This window comes from Shewanella sp. Isolate13 (assembly GCF_022398325.1).
Taxonomy (GTDB): domain Bacteria; phylum Pseudomonadota; class Gammaproteobacteria; order Enterobacterales; family Shewanellaceae; genus Shewanella.
Map to the genome: position 1 here is coordinate 61,677 of NZ_JAKEVD010000009.1, position 22,278 is coordinate 83,954.

General features: G+C 46.8%; 19 protein-coding genes. 8 read left to right on the forward strand and 11 right to left on the reverse strand.

Translation table 11 applies throughout. The features are described 5' to 3' along the window. Nucleotides 1-128 precede the first annotated feature (128 nt). Complete coding sequence (locus tag L1D44_RS08235; RefSeq protein WP_239889678.1) at nucleotides 129-884, forward strand: SDR family oxidoreductase; 756 nt, start codon at nucleotides 129-131, stop codon at nucleotides 882-884. Between the two features lie 98 nt (nucleotides 885-982). On the opposite strand, the gene L1D44_RS08240 is transcribed toward L1D44_RS08235, so the two are convergent. Together L1D44_RS08240 and L1D44_RS08245 are read right to left on the reverse strand one after the other, a co-directional pair. After that, a complete protein-coding gene (locus L1D44_RS08240) occupies nucleotides 983-1,402 on the reverse strand; it encodes a VOC family protein (RefSeq protein ID WP_220769100.1) in 420 nt (139 codons plus the stop codon). A 37-nt stretch (nucleotides 1,403-1,439) separates the two neighbouring features. Next, nucleotides 1,440-2,048 (reverse strand): NAD(P)H-dependent oxidoreductase, encoded by a 609-nt coding sequence (locus L1D44_RS08245; protein ID WP_239889679.1) that lies wholly within the window; start codon nucleotides 2,046-2,048, stop codon nucleotides 1,440-1,442. Between the two features lie 149 nt (nucleotides 2,049-2,197). Here L1D44_RS08245 and L1D44_RS08250 point away from each other — a divergent pair, with 149 nt between their 5' ends. From L1D44_RS08250 to L1D44_RS08260, 3 genes are all read left to right on the forward strand, one after another. Beyond that, the gene (locus L1D44_RS08250) at nucleotides 2,198-2,833 is read left to right on the forward strand and encodes an HTH domain-containing protein (RefSeq protein ID WP_239889680.1); all 636 of its coding nucleotides are present in this window, start codon (nucleotides 2,198-2,200) and stop codon (nucleotides 2,831-2,833) included. A 3-nt stretch (nucleotides 2,834-2,836) separates the two neighbouring features. After that, entirely contained in the window at nucleotides 2,837-3,541 is a 705-nt protein-coding gene (locus tag L1D44_RS08255) for a 16S rRNA pseudouridine(516) synthase (RefSeq protein ID WP_239889681.1), read from the forward strand. A 497-nt stretch (nucleotides 3,542-4,038) separates the two neighbouring features. After that, nucleotides 4,039-4,638, forward strand: coding sequence for an acetate uptake transporter (locus tag L1D44_RS08260; RefSeq protein ID WP_239889682.1), 600 nt, complete (start codon nucleotides 4,039-4,041; stop codon nucleotides 4,636-4,638). 119 nt (nucleotides 4,639-4,757) lie between these two features. On the opposite strand, the gene L1D44_RS08265 is transcribed toward L1D44_RS08260, so the two are convergent. The 3 genes from L1D44_RS08265 to L1D44_RS08275 form a co-directional block, all read right to left on the reverse strand. Beyond that, on the reverse strand, nucleotides 4,758-6,293 hold the full coding sequence (locus tag L1D44_RS08265) for an MFS transporter (protein ID WP_239889683.1): 1,536 nt from the start codon (nucleotides 6,291-6,293) through the stop codon (nucleotides 4,758-4,760). A 423-nt stretch (nucleotides 6,294-6,716) separates the two neighbouring features. After that, the gene (locus L1D44_RS08270) at nucleotides 6,717-7,406 is read right to left on the reverse strand and encodes an LrgB family protein (protein ID WP_239889684.1); all 690 of its coding nucleotides are present in this window, start codon (nucleotides 7,404-7,406) and stop codon (nucleotides 6,717-6,719) included. Then, entirely contained in the window at nucleotides 7,403-7,861 is a 459-nt protein-coding gene (locus L1D44_RS08275; protein WP_239889685.1) for a CidA/LrgA family protein, read from the reverse strand. The genes L1D44_RS08270 and L1D44_RS08275 overlap by 4 nt, the downstream gene beginning before the upstream one ends. 109 nt (nucleotides 7,862-7,970) lie before the next feature. Here L1D44_RS08275 and L1D44_RS08280 point away from each other — a divergent pair, with 109 nt between their 5' ends. Beyond that, on the forward strand, nucleotides 7,971-8,870 hold the full coding sequence (locus tag L1D44_RS08280; protein WP_239889686.1) for a LysR family transcriptional regulator: 900 nt from the start codon (nucleotides 7,971-7,973) through the stop codon (nucleotides 8,868-8,870). A gap of 91 nt (nucleotides 8,871-8,961) precedes the next feature. Here the strand turns inward: L1D44_RS08280 and L1D44_RS08285 are convergent, their stop codons facing one another. From L1D44_RS08285 to amrB, 3 genes are all read right to left on the reverse strand, one after another. After that, a complete protein-coding gene (locus L1D44_RS08285; RefSeq protein WP_220769109.1) occupies nucleotides 8,962-9,126 on the reverse strand; it encodes a YqaE/Pmp3 family membrane protein in 165 nt (54 codons plus the stop codon). A gap of 279 nt (nucleotides 9,127-9,405) precedes the next feature. Further along, nucleotides 9,406-9,993 carry an AmmeMemoRadiSam system protein A gene (gene amrA, locus L1D44_RS08290; RefSeq protein ID WP_239889687.1) on the reverse strand — a complete coding sequence of 196 codons (588 nt, stop codon included), beginning with the start codon at nucleotides 9,991-9,993 and terminating at the stop codon, nucleotides 9,406-9,408. After that, a complete protein-coding gene (gene amrB / locus L1D44_RS08295; protein WP_239889688.1) occupies nucleotides 9,971-10,807 on the reverse strand; it encodes an AmmeMemoRadiSam system protein B in 837 nt (278 codons plus the stop codon). Before amrB ends, amrA begins: the two co-directional genes overlap by 23 nt. A gap of 73 nt (nucleotides 10,808-10,880) precedes the next feature. Between amrB and amrS the strand changes: the two genes are divergently transcribed. Continuing rightward, nucleotides 10,881-11,990, forward strand: coding sequence for an AmmeMemoRadiSam system radical SAM enzyme (gene amrS, locus L1D44_RS08300; protein WP_239889689.1), 1,110 nt, complete (start codon nucleotides 10,881-10,883; stop codon nucleotides 11,988-11,990). 138 nt (nucleotides 11,991-12,128) lie between these two features. Here the strand turns inward: amrS and L1D44_RS08305 are convergent, their stop codons facing one another. Then, nucleotides 12,129-15,092 (reverse strand): ImpA family metalloprotease, encoded by a 2,964-nt coding sequence (locus L1D44_RS08305; protein ID WP_239889690.1) that lies wholly within the window; start codon nucleotides 15,090-15,092, stop codon nucleotides 12,129-12,131. Between the two features lie 401 nt (nucleotides 15,093-15,493). Between L1D44_RS08305 and L1D44_RS08310 the strand changes: the two genes are divergently transcribed. Then, nucleotides 15,494-17,215, forward strand: a complete 1,722-nt coding sequence (locus tag L1D44_RS08310; protein ID WP_239889691.1) for a methyl-accepting chemotaxis protein — start codon at nucleotides 15,494-15,496, stop codon at nucleotides 17,213-17,215. A gap of 104 nt (nucleotides 17,216-17,319) precedes the next feature. On the opposite strand, the gene L1D44_RS08315 is transcribed toward L1D44_RS08310, so the two are convergent. Both L1D44_RS08315 and L1D44_RS08320 read right to left on the reverse strand, forming a co-directional pair. Continuing rightward, on the reverse strand, nucleotides 17,320-20,220 hold the full coding sequence (locus L1D44_RS08315) for a valine--tRNA ligase (protein ID WP_239889692.1): 2,901 nt from the start codon (nucleotides 20,218-20,220) through the stop codon (nucleotides 17,320-17,322). Nucleotides 20,221-20,239: 19 nt separating this feature from the next. Further along, complete coding sequence (locus tag L1D44_RS08320; RefSeq protein ID WP_275660430.1) at nucleotides 20,240-20,731, reverse strand: DNA polymerase III subunit chi; 492 nt, start codon at nucleotides 20,729-20,731, stop codon at nucleotides 20,240-20,242. A 254-nt stretch (nucleotides 20,732-20,985) separates the two neighbouring features. Here L1D44_RS08320 and L1D44_RS08325 point away from each other — a divergent pair, with 254 nt between their 5' ends. Next, nucleotides 20,986-22,275, forward strand: a complete 1,290-nt coding sequence (locus L1D44_RS08325) for a DEAD/DEAH box helicase (RefSeq protein ID WP_239889693.1) — start codon at nucleotides 20,986-20,988, stop codon at nucleotides 22,273-22,275. The last annotated feature ends 3 nt before the right edge of the window (nucleotides 22,276-22,278 follow it).

A 22,278-nucleotide genomic window follows, 5' to 3' on the forward strand; every position in this document is an offset into this window, starting at 1 on the left:
TAGATTAAACTGCTAATAAAGAGTTTCTTAAGCCGTTGCTGAAGTAATTATTTAATGCCTAGGTTTACATTCATGACTCTCATTAGTAGCTTGGGAAGCACTAGAGAGATTGGCAATGAGTGATAGCGATGGCAACTAAACGTAAAACAATTTTGATAACAGGGGCTAGCTCAGGCCTAGGTAAAGGCATGGCGCTGGAATTTGCTAAGATGGGGCGAGACCTCGCGCTATGTGCACGGCGAGTCGACCGTTTAGAAATCCTTAAACAAGAGTTGCTGCAGTTAAATCCCAATATTAAGGTTTCGATAAAAGCACTCGATGTTAATCAGCATCAGGCAGTCTTTGCGGTGTTTGATGAGTTTAAGCTAGAGTTTGGTCAGCTAGACAGAATTATTCTTAATGCGGGGATGGGCAAGGGAGCCTCTATCGGCAGCGGACACTTTGAAGCTAACAAGCAAACCGCTGAAACTAACTTTGTTGCTCTTTTGGCACAAGCCGAAGCGGCAATGGCCATTTTTCGTAAACAAAATGCTGGTCATTTAGTGACTATATCTTCTGTGAGTGCGGTTAGAGGCTTTAGACGAGCGATGACTGTGTATGCGGCGACGAAAGCGGCGGTCACCTCGTTAACAGAAGGGATTCGAATCGATGTGATGTACACGCCGATTAAGGTTAGCTGTATTCACCCTGGCTTTATTCGTAGCGAGCTAAACGAACAGGTTGAAAAGGTGCCGTTTATCGTCGATACCGATGTAGGCTGCAGAGCCATGGTTGCTGCCATAGAAGCCGAGAGAGCGAGCAGCTTCGTTCCGCGCTGGCCTTGGGCGGCATTAAACTGGTTATTACGAATTACTCCCAGCCGTTGGATAAGACAAATGAGTTGATCAAGCTCATCTTTATTTAGCCCAGTGTACTGTTAGGCTACATCTTAATAGCCTCAGCCTTAACAACTTAAGCCTTAACAGCTTTAGCGATAACGTTTTTAGTCGTAGCGATTGCGCAGGGTTGGAATGTCTGACAAGTACTCGACAAACTCCACTTCATAGCCATCAGGATCGATGAAGTAGACGTTACGTCTGTAGGGATCATCTGCGCCAGGCTTGTCTATGTCTCGCCCTATTTTAGCTAAGCGTTCTATCACACCGTCGAGATCATCGGTGACATAGGCAAAGTGCGCTAAACCCACCTGATGACCACTTAAGTCACGATTGTCTTCATTGCCATCATCGTTAAATGTCAGGTATTGAAAGTCATCGCCAAAATGAACCCAGTTACGCTCCACCCCATGCCAAACCGATTTCCCTCCACCTCTTATCTGCCAATGAGGAAACACTGCCTGATAAAACTCCAGTGCTTTTGAAATATCCCTTACCACTAAATTTAAGTGTTCTAAACGCATCATCATTTGCTCCTTGGTTTAATCGTGTTTACTTGACTGTTTACACACCGTAACAGTACTCCTGTTGCTTCGGGTACGGTTGTTGTTGGTGGTTGAGTCGGATAGTTTTGAGTGCCTGAGCGTATTGCATCAACATATGCAAACTGTAGTCTATGCGCTCCCGTATATGTAACTCTCGCTTATCCTCGGGCTCGTCATGGTTAAGCACCTGCTCTACGTTGCGAATGATTAAGTGATCGGGGGTCGCCACAAGCTTATTGTTCTTCAAGGCATTCATTCTCAATTCTGCGATGGGATAGGCGCCGCTGATCCCGCTGACAACCGCCACTAGAAGTGCTGGCTTATGGGCGCTGTCTTGGCTGTCACACATTAACAAGAAGTTCTTCATTAATGGCGAAGCCATGCCACCCCACTCAGGAGTAATTAATACGAGTGCATCGGCGTTTTTGATCTGCTGAGCGATTAAGGGCCAGGAACTATCATCGGCCGACTTAGAATCGGCAGAGCCATCCCAAAAAGGCAGTTGATACTGGCAGAGCTCAACATGATTGATCTTACGGAAGCTATCGGCTTTTTCACTCAGATAGCGAGCGATTTTTGCACTCTGAGAGCCGGTTCTTTGGCTGGCACTAACGATGAGTAATTCCATTTAAGTAAACCTTTTTGTTTATTTAAGCTTTAAGTAAAGTAATCGCTTTACTAAACAAAGTAAAGAGAAAGTAAATAAAAAAGTTTACTTAACTTCGGATTCAGTAATAATAGTTTGGTAGCCAATAGGTATCAGCAGTGGGAAATTAAATGAAAACCAGCGACAAAATTTTGCAGATGCTAAAAAACCAAGGGGAGCTAACCGCTAAGGTCATTGCCACAGAGTTAGGGCTTACGACTATGGGGGTGCGCCAGCATCTACAGAGCCTTGAAGATAGCCAAGATGTGACCTTTGAAGATAGAAAGGCGACTCGAGGAAGACCTACGCGTTACTGGGCACTGACCCCTAAAAGTAATAGCCACTTTTCCGATAGGCATGAAGAATTAACGGTGCAGCTAATCGATTCGGTTAAAACGGTATTTGGCAATGGCGGTCTAGAGCAATTAATCAGCCACCGTGAACAGGAGTCCTTGAAGCTTTACCGAGATGAGTTAGTAGGCACCTCAGGTTTAGTCGAAAAGCTACATGCCTTAGCAAAACTAAGAACCCTTGAGGGGTATATGGCTAAGGTGGAGCAAGCCGATGGCCATTACTGGCTACTTGAAAACCACTGTCCTATTTGCGCTGCCGCATCGGCCTGTCTTAACTTCTGTCGCTCAGAGCTAGCGTTATTTCAAACTCTGTTTGAGAATGACGCTATCGTGAGCCGTGAAGAGCACATTATCGAAGGCGCACGTCGCTGCGCCTATAAAGTGGTGCCTCATAATAAAGAGAATGGTCAATAAGTCATGGAATCAAAACGCGCGCGTTTAGATAGGTTTATCAGTGCTAAAACCGGCATCAATAAAAAACACGTGAGATTGCTGCTCGCCAAAGGTCAAGTGCTGGTTGACGGTGAAGTGGCAAGAGATATCGACCTGATCATCGATCAATTCTCCCATGTTTGTTTAGACGGCAAGGTGTTACAAGCGAATGCGCCGAGTTACGTGATGCTACATAAGCCTGTCGGTGTGGTGAGCGCCACAGTGGATGACAAGCATAAAACGGTTATCGATCTATTAGACAGAGAAGACAAACACAACTTACACATAGTCGGGCGACTGGACTTGAATACATCGGGTTTGCTGTTGCTGACTAACGATGGTCGCTGGTCGAAGAAGTTAATGTCGCCGGAGCATAAGGTAGATAAGGTGTACCGAGTGACGCTTAAAAATCCTATCGATGAGTCCTATATTGCAGCCTTTGCTGGTGGGATGTACTTTGCGTTTGAGGATATTACTACCCAACCCGCTAAACTTGAAATTGTCGATGAGCATACAGCCTTGGTGACCTTGGTTGAGGGGCGTTATCATCAGATTAAGCGGATGTTTGGTCGTTTTCGTAACCCTGTTATTGGTTTGCACCGATTATCGGTAGGGACCATTGAACTGGGTTCGCAACTCGCGGTAGGGGAGAGTCGAGATCTGTTAGCGACTGAAGTGCAAAATGTATAGCCATTGCTGTTTTTCATAGGAGAAAGTTCGCTGATTTAACACCTACAGTGTTAGTGTTTTGTCATGCAAACCTGCTGTTGGCAGTATGTAGACTGCAACTTTTTGCCGATAAAATGTAAATTTGATAGAAAAAGATCCATTTTATTAGTTTGTGAGCTGGTGCAATTTTTCGACACTTTTACAGAGTTAATTTCATTAGCTGCTAATGTGCTTAATCAAACAAAGCGTGTTCAGTGCGTCAAAACGCCTCTTAGGTGTGACCTGTGTCACACTTGGTTCGCCAGCTAGCTACCTTGGTTGTTGGCTGAGGCTAACACATTGATTATATAAGAATATGTAGCTTTTCAATCCTTCTTTATGGTTTTCCCTGCGTAAGTTCCCAGATTTGCTCGGCGTCATGGCTTCAACTAGAATGCGCGCGCTCAAATTAACTTAATTTAATAATGCGCCTTAATTGGGGTGCGTTTTTTATTGAATACTTCCTGTAGGGGAACTCAATGTCGACACAATTAGCTAACCCAGCTCCACTTGGTCTTATGGGATTTGGTATGACTACCGTCCTATTAAACATCCATAACGCTGGATTCTTCCCAATAGATTCAATGATCTTAGCAATGGGGATCTTCTACGGCGGTATCGCTCAGGTTATCGTAGGTATTATGTGCTTTAAGCGTGGTGATACTTTCGGTACCACTGCATTTACTTCTTATGGTTTATTCTGGCTAACGCTAGTAGGCCTATTGGTTATGCCTAAGATGGGTTTTGCTGCAAGCCCTGCTGCTTTCATGGGTTGGTACTTGTTACTATGGGGCCTATTTACTGGTGCACTATTTATCGGTTCATTGCGCTACCCACGTGCTAAGCAAGTTGTATTTGCTTCATTAACTATTCTGTTCTTTTTACTTGCTGCACGTGATTTCACTGGTAGTGAGTTAATCGGCACTATCGCTGGCTACGAAGGTATCTTCTGTGGTTTAAGCGCGATTTACTTTGCTATGGCACAAGTATTGAACGCTGAGTTTGGCCGCGTTATTTTGCCAGTTGGCCCAGTAGCTATCGCCGCTTACGAGCCAAAAGCTGAAGTTAAAGCCGCTTAAGTAAAGCGTGATTATCGCAATTTGTTGTGATGATGCGTGATTGAAGCGAAAAAAAAGCTGACCTAAGGTCAGCTTTTTTTGTATCTAGGGTAGCAATAGGCTAAGTGTTAATGACTCATTTAGCGTTGCTGCTGTAGTTTGAACAACCACTTACCGTACAGGTAGATCCCCACGGCGGAAATGGTGCCAATCGCAGCGATAATGTACCAAGCCATGCCAATATTGTGGGTGTTATAAAGCAATGTTGTGAGTGCTTTTTCAGACTCTCCGGTATAGCTTACTAGCGTTGTAAAGGCTTCACCCTGTGGAATCGCACTTATCTCAGTTGGGTTCATACCACGCTCAGCCAACAGCTCACGAGAGAAGATCTCTTTAGAGGCAAACATCTCATAAAGCTTAGGACCGAAGTAACCTTCTAATGTCCAGCCGATCCCTTGGGGTAGCATAACGAAGCCTAAGTACATGGCTTTTTTGCCCTCAGGCGCGATGTTACCCATAAACTCGTTTTTCTTTGGGCTAATCATCATCTCGCCGAAAGAGAACATCGCAATCGCCAAAACGATCATCCAAGCGGCATTAGTTGCACCAATCAGTACGAAGGCCAAAATACTCAGTAGGCAGCCACCTAACATGGCTGTGGTAATACGGTACTTCGCGGTTAAGGCTGCCACTAAGAAACAGCTGGTCATAATCATACCCGCGTTAAGGTTAAGCATACCTTCAGGCATGACCTTAGTACCTGTGTTATCTAAGCCTAGCCAGAACTGCGCCATTCCGTTCGAGGTGCCTTCTGCGCCAAATAGCGAGGTGACAATGACGCTGGTGTCGACCCACTCGGCGATATGGATTGGTAGTACGTCAAATAGTGAGTTGAACAGGAACCAGAAACCTGCAAATACCAACATGTAGTAGATCACTACAGGCTTTTTCAGTTCATGCCATGCATCACGCCATAGTGCCTCTTGGTGGATTTCACCCGCTTTAATCTTACGGTTACGCTCCATACGCTCCTCTTTACCGGGCTCTTTATAGGCAAGGAGGAATAGGAAGTTCAGCGAGATAATGGCGGCGCAGGCATAGAAGACGTTGTCCCAAGATAGCTGGCGCATATGTACAGCGACGAGTGGCCCTAAGAAACCACCAATATTCACTACTTGGTAGAATATTCCCCATGCCATCGAGGTATTTTGTCTACCCGTGGAAAGTACTAAGGTGCCTTGGATCCCCGGTTTAAATACCCCTGTACCACCGGCAAGCAGTATGGCACCGAACAGGAAACCATAAAAATTGGGGAAGAAAGCCATCACTAAGTAGCCAGCAATCTTGATGATGGTGGAGACAAAAATGGTTTCTTTGTAGCCTACGCGGTCGGAGATCCCGCCTGTAAAGACTGGAATAAAGGTCTGCATAAATGCCCAGATAGCGATAATTACACCGTAATCGCTAAGGCTAATCCCTAAGCCACCTTCTGATGTCGGTGCTTTCGCATAGAGGCCGGCACTGGCTTTCACGCCATAGTAGGCAATACGCTCAACCAGCTCCATGCCACCGACAATCCAGAATATATAACTTAAGCTGGCGATAGAGGCCCACATCCCCAGCTGCTTAACTTCCCTTAGGTCGTTATCTGCGTAAGCATCGTTCGAATCGCTCATAACTTTCCTTCAAATGTTCTAATTATTTATATTTATTATCTATATGGCTTATTGTGTTGCTTTGGGGTGTGATTGACGTGTCACTCTTTACCAAAACGCTGCAAGCTTGTAATTGCAGTCGACACTTTACCTAATTTGGCTGCAAACACCAAAGCGTTAATTAGAACTATTGCAGTAGCATGTTTTAAACAGAGGGAAAAATGAGTTGAGCCGTGGTAAAAATAACTGCTTATGTGAGGGCGAGTTGGCACAGGAAAGCATAGGCTAGGCAATCGATTGCAAGGAAATTCATAGAGCGCTTTTACTCTTAAGTTTGCGAGTGCTAACGCCTTAATGAGCTGACGTGAAAAATCTTTAAGTTGGTTATAAGCTCGGTAAGAGTTGGCTGCCGATATTGCTTATCTGACAGCCACAATGCTTGGGTTATTTTATTATTACGGCAAATAGCGGTGCACTTAAGACCATGGCGATCCCAGTGAAAATCATGGTTAAGCTGGCAATAACTCCCTCTTGTCTGCCTATTTCACTCGCCTTGGCTGCGCCCGCACCGTGGGCCGATGCGCCTAACGCGACTCCCTTCGCCACTGAGCTGCGAATTCTAGCCACTTTAAACAGTGGCTCACAGATTAACATGCCCATAATGCCTGTGAGCAGCACTAGCATTGCAGTTAACTCGGGGATGCCGCCAAAGGCCCCCGTCGCTTCCATCGCGAACGGGGTTGAGATCGTCCGCACCATCAAGCTGTGGGAGAGCTGTGTTGGCATATTGGTGACTAAGGTTAATAACCAAGATGATCCAACCCCTAACATCAAACCGGTTAATACCCCAAGGCTTAGTGTGAGTGGATACTGTTTTATCAACTGCCTCTCGCGGTAAATCGGTACCGCAAAGGCAATGGTTGCAGGGGCTAATAGGGCGGCGAGCCAATGGGTATAACTAAAGTAATCGCTCACACTGATATTTAGATTGATGACCACGGTGACTATGATCACAGGGGCAATAATAATCGGAGCAAACCATATCTTACGCTGACGGCGATAGAGAACCTTGCTGGTGTAGTAGCCGACTAGGGTAAGGCCTAAGCAAAATAATCCGATACTTGTATGGCTCATAGCGGCACACCTTGGTTTATTTCCTCGAGATTAGTGTCCGCTTTAAGCTTCTTTAAGCGTTGTTTATGCTCAAACTTAAATAATCTATCGACGGTAAACGCCGTGCCTAGCAGTACGCAACTGCTTGCGACTAGCATAGAGCCAATAAGCACTACACCATAATGTTCAAGCAGATCTTGGTATTTAATCACGGCAACCACAGGAGGGATAAAAAACAGCAGCAGATCGCCAATCAGCCAACTGGAACCTAAGTTGATACTGCTCTCAGGCAGTAATTTGCTGGCCAATAATAGCAGTAGGATCCCAAGGCCGATAACGCTACCGGGAATTGGGGAGTTAATCTGATCTGCTAAGATTTGACAGCCCCAAGCAAACAAACAAAGAAGGGCTATTTGGGTGCCAGTAAGGACCTGGTGTTTGAGATTAATCTGAGCACGTTTGGCAAGGCTTGCCATGATGAGTTCCAAGTGAGCAAAGTATGATGATTTAGCGTGAGTTTACGCTTGCTTAATGAATAAAAAAAATGAATATTAAGAATGTAATCTATAAAATTTGGTTATCTTAATGGATCTTAAAGCGCTGCACTATTTTACTCAGGTCGTTGATGCCGGTGGTTTTGCCAAGGCGAGTCGCAATGTCTTTCTCACTCAACCCGCACTTTCTAAGGCGATAAAAGCCTTAGAGGAGGAGCTCGATATGGTGTTGCTGGAGCGAGGAAAGCGAGGCACCCAGATTAAGCTTACTGCTGCCGGAGAGCTGGTATATCGTCACGCTGAGCTGCTCATGTCCCAGCGCCAATCTATGCTATCTGAACTGGATGCACTGCGAAATCTAACTGGCGGTACATTAAAACTAGGCTTAGCGCCCCTTGGCAGCGCCGAGTTATTTGCTCCTGTGATTGCTAAATTTCGACAGCAATACCCTAAGGTGGAGATGCAGCTATTGGTGCGCGGTGGTATAGAGCAAACCTTAGCCCTACAGAAAGGAGAGATTGAGTTGGCGACTGGGATCATCGAGTTTGGTGGTGAGTTCGACGGGCTTAGGATCCGTAACGACCCTATGGTCGTGGTCGTGCCTAAAACCCATGCCCTAGCTGGGTGTACGGAGCTACAGCTTAAAGATTTACAGTCTCTTTCTCAGGTGATGTTTGAGCCTGAATATGCTCTCTATGAGTTGATTTTGGACGCTTGCGATAAAGCCGGGTTTATTCCCGCAGAAATAACACGAGTCAGTCATGCCGATTTTGGTATCGCCCTAGTTGCGGCAGGAACAGGAATCATGGTGTTACCGCAAATCATTGCTGAGCGTTACCGCGTCGATGCGGTAGTCAATGTGCCGCTTGCCGCTAATGATCTCAGGTGGGAGCTATCGTTGTTTTGGCGTAAGCAGCAGAACCTATCTTTTGCGGCCAAGGCGATGATTGAGTTGATTAAGCAGCAACTTGAACAGACTGCCGCGCCTTAATAATACGAGCCATCTGATTCGGAAAATGAACCGCCTAGCAAGAATGTTATATATGTCGTAATCGAGCTAGGCTATTCAGTTGGGCGAGGCTTTACTTAGTGACGACCCAGAGCGCGTGTAATAGGCCAGGAACAAAAAAAAGCAAGCACAGGATGATGTTGATCAATAGGTCTTTACCTACACCACTTTTTAGAAATACCGCTACAGGTGGCAGTAGAATCGCGATGATGATGAGTAATAGCTTGTTAGTATCCATGTCGTCATTCCCTTAAGTCGAGTGTCTATTGTTAATTTTCTAGATCTTACAGAGTGAATTACAGAGCCTTATCCGTAGGAGTTAATTAAACCTAATCTAGTTTAGCACCAATGTAAATCTCATGGTCTTGCAGCTTAGCTAGCGCTGACTATGGCTAAGCCGTGACCGCAGATGTGCGTTATACCAATCAGTATAAGAAGTTGATCTACTCAGAGCGTTTTTTGGCAAACTAATTCAAGGCGAATAGCTGAATGAATGGTTGTTCCCTTGTGAGGTTTATTACAGCGACTCTTCGCAAAAATGAGTCACGCTAAAGACTTCGACTTCCATATTAGAAGACCAATAGTCTCTGTCCCAGCCTCCCTTGACTTTGAGTGCCTCAACAAACCCTTTCGGCTCTGGTAATTGTTGCCATACTTGTGGCAGGAATACGGCTCTTTTATTCCCTTCACTCAGTACTAAGCCCAACTTAGTCGCTTCAAGGTAGGTCTGCAGCTGTGACTGAGCACTGAACTCAAGCTTTTGCATTTCTGATAGGAGTGAGATCTCTATACGAAGTGAACTTAGCTGAGATTCGTCTAAGGGCTGAAAGCGAAGATCGTTGAAAGCGCTGCTGTGAGCGAGTGCTGGCACCAGCTCACCGATGGGACGGTCAGCCTCGATATGGCCCATGCACCCCTTGAGAGCCCCATCTAGGGTGAGGGTAACGAAACAACCAAGTTTAAGTTGCTCAAGCCTCCGTGTGATGAGCGGTTGTTTTGCAGCAAGATAGTCGGGATTGAATGCTGCAACAAGCGTGTCACGGGCTAAGGTTAGTAGTTGCAGTTTCTCTGACTGGCTAAGTTTAACGGCTGGCAAAGCTGGCATAGCCGACTACTCGATCTTTGTCTCCAGCTGTGTCGCCTGAGTTTTGGTAACTCAATTGTGCAAGGCGCAGCTGGTGGCGTTTAAGTTGCGGCAGTAGGGCATTGAGGCTTGAACTACCACAGGCTTGCTCGGGGAGGATGCTTTCCTGCCCCTCTACAATTTTCTGGCAAGTTACCCTGTCAAGATTCGTCGCTTCGACATATCGATGAAAATGACTTAAGTCAGTGCTTATCACGACTAAAGTTTCCTCTCCTCCCCATAGTTGCTCTAGTAGCTCTGCCATCTCTTGGGGATCACTTTCGCCTATTAATAGTGGAATGAGCTCAAATTGGTTGAGGCAGCGTTGTAGGAACGGCAGCTGCACCTCGAGGGAATGTTCTTGCTGGTGGGGCAGATTTGAGACAGTAATATGCGGCTTGCCCTCTAGCATCTCCACGCTAGGCCGATCGATTCTTACCTGACCCAAGGGTGTTTCAAAATATTGACTCTGTGGTAGCGCGCCGCCCTGTAGGTAAACTCGATGGGCGGGACCAATGAGTAGCACCTTGCTGACGCTAGCAGCCATCGACTCAATCAGGGCGTAAGCATGGGCAGCGACAAGGCCTGAATAGATGTAGCCTGCGTGGGGGACAATAATAACTTTAGGTGAGCGAGGTGAGTCTAAGTTTTCGGCTTGGGACTGCCGAGTGCTTACTTGACCAATAAGGTTCACTCTAGCCTGACTCAAATAGCTGTCGAGCATTTCCCTCAGCTCATCGGCCGCGGCTGGGTAGAATAGACCCGCAACCGCAGCGGGTCGAACTGAAGCAAACATAGACTGATGAGCTCAAGGTTATCAACTAGGCTTTAAGTATAGCTCACTAAAGTTGCGCCCTAGGGACGTATTTATGTCTACAAACCACACAGTGAATGCAACCAGTCATAGTGATATTTTTACGGTAAAGACTCAGTATTGGCACAGGCTCGATGACGGCCGAGTGCAGTGTGACCTTTGCCCACGGCACTGCCAGCTCAGAGAAGGAAAACGTGGGGTCTGTTTTATTAGGCAAAACATAGATAATCAGATAAAGCTGACAAGCTATGGCCGCTCTAGTGGATTTTGTATCGACCCGATAGAGAAGAAGCCGTTAAATCACTTCTACCCCGGCAGCTCGGTACTCTCATTTGGCACCGCTGGTTGCAACCTGAGTTGTAAGTTTTGCCAAAACTGGGATATCAGTAAATCGAGAGAGTTCGATACCTTAGGCGCCAAAGCCATGCCCGATGATTTGGCCGCTACAGCCAAACGCATGGGCTGCAAGAGTGTGGCCTTTACCTATAACGACCCGGTAATCTTTCATGAATACGCTATCGATGTGGCAAAGGCTTGCCATGAACTGGGGATCAAGGCGGTAGCAGTGACCGCAGGTTATATTTGCCCTGAACCTAGGGTCGAGTTCTTTAAATTTATGGATGCCGCCAATGTCGATCTCAAAGGCTTCACCGAAGGTTTTTACCGTAAGATCTGCGGCGGGCATTTAAGTGATGTGCTCGATACCTTACTCTATCTGCGCCATGAGACTCAGGTCTGGTTTGAGCTAACGACTCTATTAATCCCTGGAGAAAATGATTCTAGCCAAGAACTCGAGGGGCAGTGTCGCTGGATAAGGGATAATCTAGGCTCAGATATACCGCTGCATTTCAGTGCGTTTCATCCTGATTTTCATATGATGGACACTCCTGCGACTCCAGCCTCAACCCTGATACGGGCAAGGGAGATAGCCCTCGACCAAGGATTAAACTTTGTCTATACCGGTAATATTCATGATCCGAGTGGCGGCAGTAGTAACTGTGCTAACTGTAAAAAGTTGCTGATAGGTAGAGATTGGTATGAGCTTGGCGAGTATCACTTAGATAATCGCGGTCGGTGTGACTACTGTGGCTGCCAACTGCCTGGGCGATTCGATGGTCCACCGGAGCATTTTGGTCGACGTAGGATCCCTATTTCAATCGCTTAATTGGTGGTAATCACCTATTAAAGCCACTGACTTGGGGCTGAAAAGAAAAAGCCAGCTAATATTATCCTGATTGCTATTAGCTGGCTTTATACTGCAGGTGCTTAGGTGGTGGCTAACCGACTCAATCCGCTCTACTGGCTAAAGCGGCCATGGCTGCAGTCCATCCACATCAACCGCCTGTAGCTCTAAGCTTAGGCAGTAATCCCCTGGGTTGTAGACATATACTTTTCTGTCGACAATCGTGAAGTTGAAGGCTGCCACTTGATCTTTGGCCGCTTGGGTCGTTGCTAAGCCCCACATCTGATAAAGCTCACGATAATCCAGTTTAGTGGAGTAGCTCATCGCCACCATTAAGAAGTCATTATTGGAGATGTTCTTGACGCTATCGAGGGTAAACTGGCTGAAACCTAGCTGAGCTCGCTTCTCTAGCCATAGCTCTTCAGAGGCTTTTGCGCGCTCAAATTCGCGTAGTAAGATGTGTAATCTCGCGAGAAGATGCCAGCCATTTTCAAGCGCCCCCTGTTTCTGCGCCGCCACCATCATCTGTAGCATGGTCGCCATACCGTTCGACCAGCTGGTTAACTTAGCCTCTTGCATATAAGCGAACGGATCGGCTTGATTCATACTCGCTTGCAGCACGGCAAACTCATCATCAATATCTAGTCCTTGGCAAGAAGGTAGCTTACCAAGCTCTGTGTAAGCACGAGACTTAGTATAGTAAGAGTATGGGTTGGTCGATGCGTGCCCCTCATGGCCATCGAAACGCAGGCGCCCCTTTTCAAGCCCGTGACCTAACTCGTGAATGTCGCCGTGCCCAGTGGGGCTAAATGACCAGTATGCATCGTAAGGGTTGCCTGAGCAGCCATAACCACAGGTGGCTTGGTCGGCATTCATATGCTTGACCGTGTCGATGCTATCGATCTCCCAGCCTTGGCTGGCGGCAAATTCAGTGATCTCGGCGACTTCATCGATAAAGGGTCCCTTAAATCCTGCTAACAGATGCGGGTAACTATGTACCTGAGTCATGATGGCGGTGGCCATCTTCTCTGGGGTATTCCAAAGCGGCTCATGCTCCATGGTATTTTGCATCTTATCGAGCTTTGAATGCACTTCAAAGTGATCGGTTGCAAGTTCGGCCCAATCATATTGGTTTGCCGCTAAGTCTTGTAAAAACTGCTCACCGTCCATACCTTTGCGCCAGTATGGGTGTAGACCAACCTGCTCGAAGCTAAACTGCGTTGGCAGATCAGTTTGATCGAAACGAATCTGCATCGGCCCGCCATAGGGGCTGGTAAACTTAATGGTTTCACCCGCTTTGACTTCGATATGGGTCGATTGCAGTAGTTTAGGGCGGTTATAGCCATTGCTAGCAAACTCATGGGTAGAGCCTGAGCGTAGTGTGTTGATAAAGACCCAGCTGCGTACCTCGCTGTTGTCTTTTCGCGTCACACTCACCGTTTGGCCTGGGAGGGCGTATATACCTGCAGAGCGGAAGCCTTTCTTACTCATCAAATTCACATCTTGGTCAACGGCATTGATGTGGCTAAAATCAGTGCGGCTAAAGTTACCAAGATCCTGTTGCACGGCATTGATATCGCGGAAGTTATATACGCTGTGATCGGCATAATAGGCTTTGAGAAAATTTAGGCTATCGCTGGTGGCTATATCCATCGGGTACTGGATAGCTTGACGATAGTTGTCACCTAAAAGAATGAGCAGCTTATACAGGGAATAGTCTGGTTGATTAAAGATATCGATCCTATTGGTTTCTATCCCTTGGATATTACTGCGAATACTCGCTAGTGCTGGACGATAGTCATCGTTAAACGCGGCATCGCAACTGCTGGCACAGTTGGCGAGATTGAAGTCGACTCGCTCATTGTCAAACAGAGTTAGCCATAGCTGTTCTTTTTCCAGGGCGCTGTAACTGCCTAACATGGCATTTGCAGAGCCCCAGTCCGCTTTATCTTGAGCGAAGTAGTTACCTGGGCCGCCTGGTCCCTGCATACTAAAGCCCATTGGATTAAGTACCGTTTGAGTCAAAGGTACGCTATTCCAGCTGTGCAGATGCATATAAAGTAGAGGTTGTTTTTCGCTCTGTATTTGGGCAATCAGTGGCTCAACGATCTCGATTGAAAATAGCTCGGATGAACCTGTGATCACTAATTGCGCTTGGCTTAAACAGCTTGAGAGTGTTGCTTCATCACTACAGGTTTCAACCTGCCAATGAGGGAAATGCTCGCCAATCCAGCTATTGATGCGAGTCACTGTACTACCGCCCATCAAAAACAGCCTTATCTGCTTAGGTTGTGCAAGGGCCTCTTGATCTTGTTCTAACATCCAACCGAGTAAACGCTTAAAGCTTGGTTCAAAACTGGTGTTATTGCCTTGCTGTATGCTGGAAATGATATCGGTACCAAAAGCGGCATTCCGCTGGCCCGCCTTATCGTTAGTGGCTGCAAAGGTCAGGCCCTTGTTGCCTGTGACGATGGCGTAAGCTTTATTTTGTGGATAGGCATGCTCGGCACCGGCAAGTTGGATCATCTGTGAGTGTCGACCTTGGTCATACTGCACCACGTCGGCTTGGTAGAGCTTGTTAATCAGCGCTGCGCCATCTGAGCGATATTGCTCGATATGCTGTAGTGCCCGCTTGGTTATCTGCGCAGAGAGCTCACTGGCAATGCTGGCATCGCCAGTTGCCATCGATGCGCTAATTCTATCTTTGAGCTGGATACTGACCTGATCGCTAGCGGTCTGATTACTGCTATCGGTGACCGTTAAGCTGAGTGTAATATTGCTATCTTGTTCAAGCGTTCTGGCATCGATAGTCACACCGTCAAGGCTTGCGCTTGATAGTGACACCTCTGGCCCAGAGACTTGCTGCCACTTGAATGTAGAGCTGCCAGAGGCATAGATATCCACTTTGGCCGCGAGGGTGATTAGCTTATCGTTCCATGTGGTCATCCCTTCGCCAAGTTCAACACTAGGTGCTTGAGCCAAGGGCGGTATTTCGCCACCATTATCTTGGGAGCCTGAATCATCAGATCCTCCACACGCCGATAAGCCTAGCAACACGCAACTCGATAGCAACCAATGCTTCATTTTATTAACACCTATTGAAATTTGCTCACATCTTGAGTGTTTTTGATATTTAAATCAATAAAAGATAATAAATAAGCCTTAAAAAACAATGGGTAAGTCGATTTGTTGACGTTGTCATCAAATTGACGAAGGCTGCAATTACTGGGGATTTGAGCTGAGCGTAAGGCTATAGAGTGTTTGAATTACTGCAAAGTAAAGCGACCAAGATAGCGACTCTCAGGGAAATAATCTTACTCTTGTGAGCAATATCAATAATTTAAACACATGTTTTATATTTGTATACCAAATTTGGGCAATTTCACTATGCTGCTTCAGCTGCGTTTTACTTAGGGTAAGACGAGTGTAATTAGAGAGCTTTGTTTTCATGATTCCATCAATACTGGTGGGGAACAGGAATTAATATGTCTGTATTAATCGAACAGCTAGGGCATGATGAGGTTCGCCAATCTCATCAATCACAGTCCGGCTTTATCTCGCTTTTTAAATCGGTACGATTTCAACTTAAACTCATCGTATTTCTGACCGTAATATCATTTTTATTCTTAGGCTATAAAGGCATTACCGGTATGCAAGATGCCGGAGAGTCGATAGGCGAGCTGCATGCCGAGGGTATGCAGCATAGTATTCGCGCAGGTAAAGTTCTTAATGAATTAGCGACAGCACGTAGTGAATTGTTATTAGCATTTCAGCATGACCCAAGTAGTCAATTTTCTGAAATGCATAACCATCCTCTTACGCAACACATTAGCCAATCGCAAGCGGCAATCACATTGCTGCATAGCATTATCGAGAATGAGATCTTAGGAGCAAGATTAGATAATCAAGAGCGTTTACAAGTAAATAGGTTAAAAGCACAGCTTGATAACGTCGTAGCGCAGGGCTTTAATCCTACGATAGATGCACTTAAGCAAGGTGAGTATGAAGCGGCAAACAGAGTGCTGCTGACAACGATTAATCCGATGTTTAAGAATATTACCGCCGAGGCGCAATCATTCTTAGATCTGCAGGTTGTTAAGGGGGAAGAGACTTTTACTCAATTTAATCACGATATGCAGATCTACATTGTTTGGGTTGCGCTTTTTTCTATCGTCAGCATGTTAGTTATTTCGATTAGCTCGACCTTAATTGTTCGCCGTATGGGCAAAGCGATGACAGAGCTTGAAATGACGGCTAACGATATTGCTAACGGCGATCTGACTAAACGTATCGTGATTGGCGGTGATGATGAGTTTTCTCATATCGCTGGCTACGTTAATCGGATAGCGGCAAGATTTCAGCATGCGGTACAAAATACCCATGAGTCGACTTCTCGCTTAGCCAGCGCGGCCGAAGAGAATTCTGTAGTATCAACGCAGACTCAACGTAATGTGGTGGAGCAGCAACAACAGACGCAGCAGATAGCTGCGGCGATTCATCAGTTTGCTGCGACGGTGAGGGAGGTAGCCCAAAGCGCCGAAGCTGCTGCGAGTTCATCGTTAGAGGCTAGCGATGCGGCGCATCACGGTCAGGCTGTTGTTGATGAGAGTATCTCGGTGATTGAAACTCTATCTATTGAGATGGATGGCGCAACAGAAGCAATGAAGTTGCTGTCTAAGTCTTCCGATGAAATTGGCAGTGTAGTGGATGTGATCCAAGGTATTTCAGAGCAGACCAACCTGCTAGCACTGAACGCCGCGATTGAGGCTGCCCGAGCCGGTGAGCAGGGTAGAGGCTTTGCCGTAGTCGCCGATGAGGTGCGCTCTCTTGCCAAGCGTACGCAAGACTCAACGGAGGAGATTCAAAAGATGATCCAGCGTCTACAGCAAGGTGCACGTGACTCAATGCTCATGATGGAGCGTGGTAGTGAACAGGCTAAGTTAAGTGTGGAGAAATCGGCACAAGCAGGTGGTGCTTTACTGCAAATCATGACCAGTATCGAACAGATTAATGGCTTGAATACACAGATAGCAACCGCGTCAGAAGAGCAGAGCTTAGTAACGGAAGAGATCAACCGTAATATTATCAATATTAGCGATATTTCAGATCAAACCGCAGCGGGCGCTGAACAAACCCAAGCTGCCACTCATGAGTTGGCCCAGCTTGCAGAGTCTATGCAGCAAGAGATAGCCTACTATCGCGTATAGCAGGCGCAACGTATTGGTTTAGATTGTAGATAACAAAAAGGGCTGTCGATGACAGCCCTTTTTTATGCTTTATAAAGCTTAGCTTTTAGAGTTAGCTTGTAGAATTAGCCTTCTAGTTTTGCAAGCTCAGCTTTCTGCTCGGTTAGCTTATCCATATCGCGTTGGTATTCAGCTTGCTTAGCACGCTCTTTTTCAATCACGGCTGCTGGAGCTTTGGCAACGAAACCTTGGTTTGATAGCTTGCCTTCGATACGCGCAAATTCAGCTTGGGCTTTTTCAAGTAGCTTGTCGATACGTGCCACTTCTTTAGCTACGTCGATTAGGCCAGCCATAGGGATCAATAGCTCCATGTTGCCAACTAACTGTGTAGTCGACATAGGCGCTGCTTCACCATCGGCTAGAATCGTCATAGACTCAAGCTTAGCTAGGGTCTTGAAGAAGGTTTGGTTAGCCTCTAAACGTGCCTTATCTTGCTCGCTCACGCCACGTAGTAGTGCGTTTAGCGGCTTAGATGGAGCAATGTTTAGCTCTGCACGGATGTTACGTACCGCAACAATCACCTGCTTAACCCATTCAAGATCTTCCATCGCTGCTGCATCAACCTTATCGGCCTGATACTCAGGGAACTGGGCTAGCATCAGGCTGTCGCCTTCAACACCTGCAAGCGGCTTAACGCGCTGCCAGATAGTCTCAGTTAGGTATGGCATGATTGGGTGCATTAGTCGCTGCATCTGCTCAAGCACAGTAACCAAAGTATGGCGAGTACCACGAAGTTGAGCTTCGGTGCCACTTTGCATTACAGGCTTAGTTAGCTCTAAGTACCAGTCACAGAACTGGTTCCATGTGAACTCGTAAATGGTGTTAGCAGCTAGGTCGAAACGGTAGTTTGCCATGTGCTCGTCAAAGGCTTTAACGGTTTCATTGAACAGACCGATAATCCAGCGATCAGCAATCGACAGCTCCATCTCGCCGCCGTTTTGGCCACAATCTAGTGCTTCACCGATGGCATCATCACTAGCACCTTCAGCTTGTACTTCAGTGTTCATCAGCACGTAACGAGATGCGTTCCAGATCTTGTTACAGAAGCTGCGGTAACCATCAAGACGCTTCATGTCCCAGTTAATGTCACGGCCTGTTGATGCCATAGACGCTAGGGTAAAGCGCAGAGCGTCAGTACCGTGAGCTTCGATGCCATCGGCAAACTCTTTACGGGTGCTCTTTTCAATCTTAGCCGCAAGTTGTGGTTGCATCATGTTGCCAGTGCGCTTTTCAACAAGCGACTCAAGATCGATACCGTCAATCATGTCTAGTGGATCGAGTACGTTACCCTTAGACTTAGACATCTTGTTACCCGCTTCATCACGGATAAGACCTGTCACGTATACCGTCTTGAACGGAACCTGTGGCTTGCCGTTTTCATCTTTGATGAAGTGCATGGTCATCATGATCATACGGGCAACCCAGAAGAAGATGATGTCAAAACCGGTAACCAATACATCCGTTGGGTGGAAGGCTTTAAGCTCAGCCGTATCTTCAGGCCAGCCTAGAGTTGCGAAGGTCCACAATGCAGAGCTGAACCAAGTGTCCAGCACGTCTGCGTCTTGGCGAAGTACCACTGAATCGTCAAGCTTGTGCTTAGCACGCACTTCATCTTCATCACGGCCAACATAAACTTTACCGGCTTCATCGTACCAAGCTGGAATACGGTGACCCCACCAAAGCTGACGAGAAATACACCAATCTTGAATATCACGCATCCAAGAGTTGTACATGTTTTCATACTGCTGCGGTACAAACTTGATATCACCGTTTTCAACGGCTTCCATCGCAGTCTTAGCCATAGGCGCAACCGAAACATACCATTGGTCGGTTAGCAATGGCTCAATCACTACGCCAGAGCGGTCGCCATAAGGCACCTTCAATGCGTGTGGATCGATTTTGCCGAGTAGACCAAGTTGTTCAAATTCTTCAACGATAGCGGTACGTGCCTTGAAACGATCAAGACCGGCATAACGCTCTGGTAGGCTGTTATCTAAGTCGTTGTTTGCACTGCCATCTGTGTTAACCACTTCGGCGCTTGAGCGGATCGCAGCGTCGATAGTTAAGATGTTGTACATAGGTAGTGCGTGACGCTTACCGACTTCATAGTCGTTAAAGTCGTGAGCAGGCGTGATCTTCACACAACCTGTACCGAATTCCATATCCACATAATCGTCAGCAACGATAGGGATAAGACGGTTTACGATTGGCAGCAGAATAAACTTACCAATGAGTGATTGATAACGCTCATCGTCTGGGTGAACTGCTACGGCGCTGTCACCAAGCATGGTTTCAGGACGGGTAGTTGCCACTTCTAGATAATCTTTACCATCGGCTGTCAAAGCGCCATCGGCTAGCGGGTAGCGGAAGTGCCACATGCTGCCCTGTTTTTCTTTGTTTTCAACTTCTAAGTCTGAGATAGCCGTGTGCAGGGTCGGATCCCAGTTCACAAGACGCTTACCGCGGTAGATTAGGTCATCTTCATAAAGGCGTACGAATACTTCTTGTACAGCGTTCGATATGCCGTCATCCATGGTGAAACGTTCACGATCCCAATCGACAGATGCACCAAGGCGGCGTAGCTGCTTAGTGATTGTGCCACCCGAGTGGTTTTTCCAATCCCAGATACGGTCGATAAAGTTTTCACGACCAAGATCGTGACGGCTTAAACCTTCTTCAGCAGCCACTTTACGCTCAACCAGCATCTGTGTGGCGATACCTGCGTGGTCAGTACCGACCTGCCAAAGGGTGTTCTTGCCCTTCATACGCTGATAACGGATCAAGGTATCCATGATGGTATCTTGGAAGGCATGACCCATGTGCAAGCTACCCGTCACGTTTGGTGGCGGGATCATGATGCAATAGTTGCCTTGAGACTCATCGCCGTGTGGCTTGAAGTAACCTTGCTCTTCCCAGTTTTGGTAGAGAGACTGTTCGATAGACTGCGGGTTATATGTTTTTTCCATGGGGCGTGTTTATCTCAAACTAAAAATTAATAGGTTGTGTTGCTATATCTTGGGTGCTTAATGCAATTCCAAGTGCGCGATACTGCCGGTAGCGATCGCGAGCAATCGCTTTATGGCCATCGTCGTTGGCAACGAAATCGATAATCTGTCCAAAGTTTACCGCAAATTGCGGCACTTGGTCTGCAAGATTAATCAGAAGATGACGTTTTTTGTTGGCACCAAGTCTATCAAAGCCAATTTCTACTGGTGCGCCGCCTAACGGACCTTCACCTTTAAGGTTATGGGGCACGAAAGATTGCGGCTCAAATTGCCATAGTAATTCATCAATAGCATAGGCCTGCTGTTGGTCTTGGCAATGAATGTAGACCAATTGCTGAGTGGCAAAGGCTCGCTGCGCTAGTTGGCAGGCAAGTAGATACACTTGCTCCAGCGCCGATTTGGGCGCGTTTGATACTTGCTGTGCATCCTTTGGCATCAGATAAAACTGGGCCTGATTCTGACTTGGCGACATGCTTGAAGACCTGCTCGAAGAGATAGCTTGCTATTGCTTCTGCTTTTTGGCTGACGAAAGAGAGGATTTTACACTAAAAGTCGCTCAGAGATCAGCCTCTAATCGCGGATTTATTTATCGACAAATTCAGCCGTCCTCTATCGCTTATCATGCAGTAGGCTTTGGGTCTGTGTGGCAACAAGCGCAAACAGTACATTTTACTAATAGAGCGGCTGTGGTTACACTCCATGCAATTGTCGTTATTAGCCCATACTATGAAATTTTCCGACCTTAATCTTAGCGCCGAAATCCTATCTAAACTACCAAGCAAGCTGGTGAACGCCACCGAAATACAACGACTTGCTATCCCAGAAATACTCACTGGGAAAGATCTGTTAGCACTGGCACAAACTGGCAGCGGTAAAACCTATGCTTTTGGTTTACCACTGCTGCAAAACATTATCCATGGTGATACCCACTCGGGGGAGATAGAGGCGCTGGTGTTAGTGCCCACTCGTGAGTTGGCGTTGCAAGTGGGTGATGCGCTTAAGTTAGTCTCTGTTAGCACTGTGATAACTGTATTGTGTGGTGGTGTTGATAAGGCTGAGCAGATTAAGGCGCTAGAGCTGCATAGATTACAGAGAAAACCACAGCTTGTGGTGGCAACGCCTGGCAGGTTATTGGATCTGTTACGTGAGCAGCACCTTTCACTGGCCTCGGTAACACAGCTAGTATTCGATGAAGCCGATAGACTGATGGATATGGGTTTTTGGCCAGATCTAGAGCGCATACTCGAGTATATCCCCAGCAAGCGACAGACATTACTATTTTCGGCGACCCTTGCACCAGAGCTAAATAAAAAGGCGCTCGATTTGCTGCATAAGCCAGTTAAGGTCGCAGCGCAGGCTGCTAATAGTGTGGCTGCCGATATTAATGAGTCGTTTTATTTGATTAATAAAGGCGATAAGGCGAGGGCATTAATCGCGCTGATTCAAAGACAGCAATGGCCGCAGGTGTTGGTATTTATCAATGCAAAGGATGATGCTGATAAACTTGTTAAACGATTAGTAAAGGCGGGCATCAACGCTAGCGCTTTGCACGGTGATAAAGCGCAGCTTGATAGACAGCAAACATTAGCCGACTTCAAGTCGCTTAAGTTAGCGGTTTTAGTCACCACAGATCTGTTATCTCGCGGCATACATATTGATGCCTTGCCGGTGGTTATCAATCTGGATCTTCCTGCTAGCGCACCTGTCTATGTTCACCGTATTGGCCGTACAGCACGTGCTGGTGATAAAGGCCTTGCGATCTCCTTAGTGTGTCATGGTGAAGCTGATTGTCTTAAGGCCATCGGGCAATTAACCCATCGAGAGCTGACGCTCGAGAGACTTGATGGATTTGAGGTGACCGACAAACCGTCGACAGGAGAGAGTAAGCGAGCACCGCGTGATAAAAAGGCCAATCGCCGCAGCCAAAACAAACGCAGTGCCAAAGATTTTGTTTCTAAAAAGCCTGTAGCTAAGAAACCTGCAGTTAAGAAACCGAGCACGGCTAAGCAGCCGTGAGCG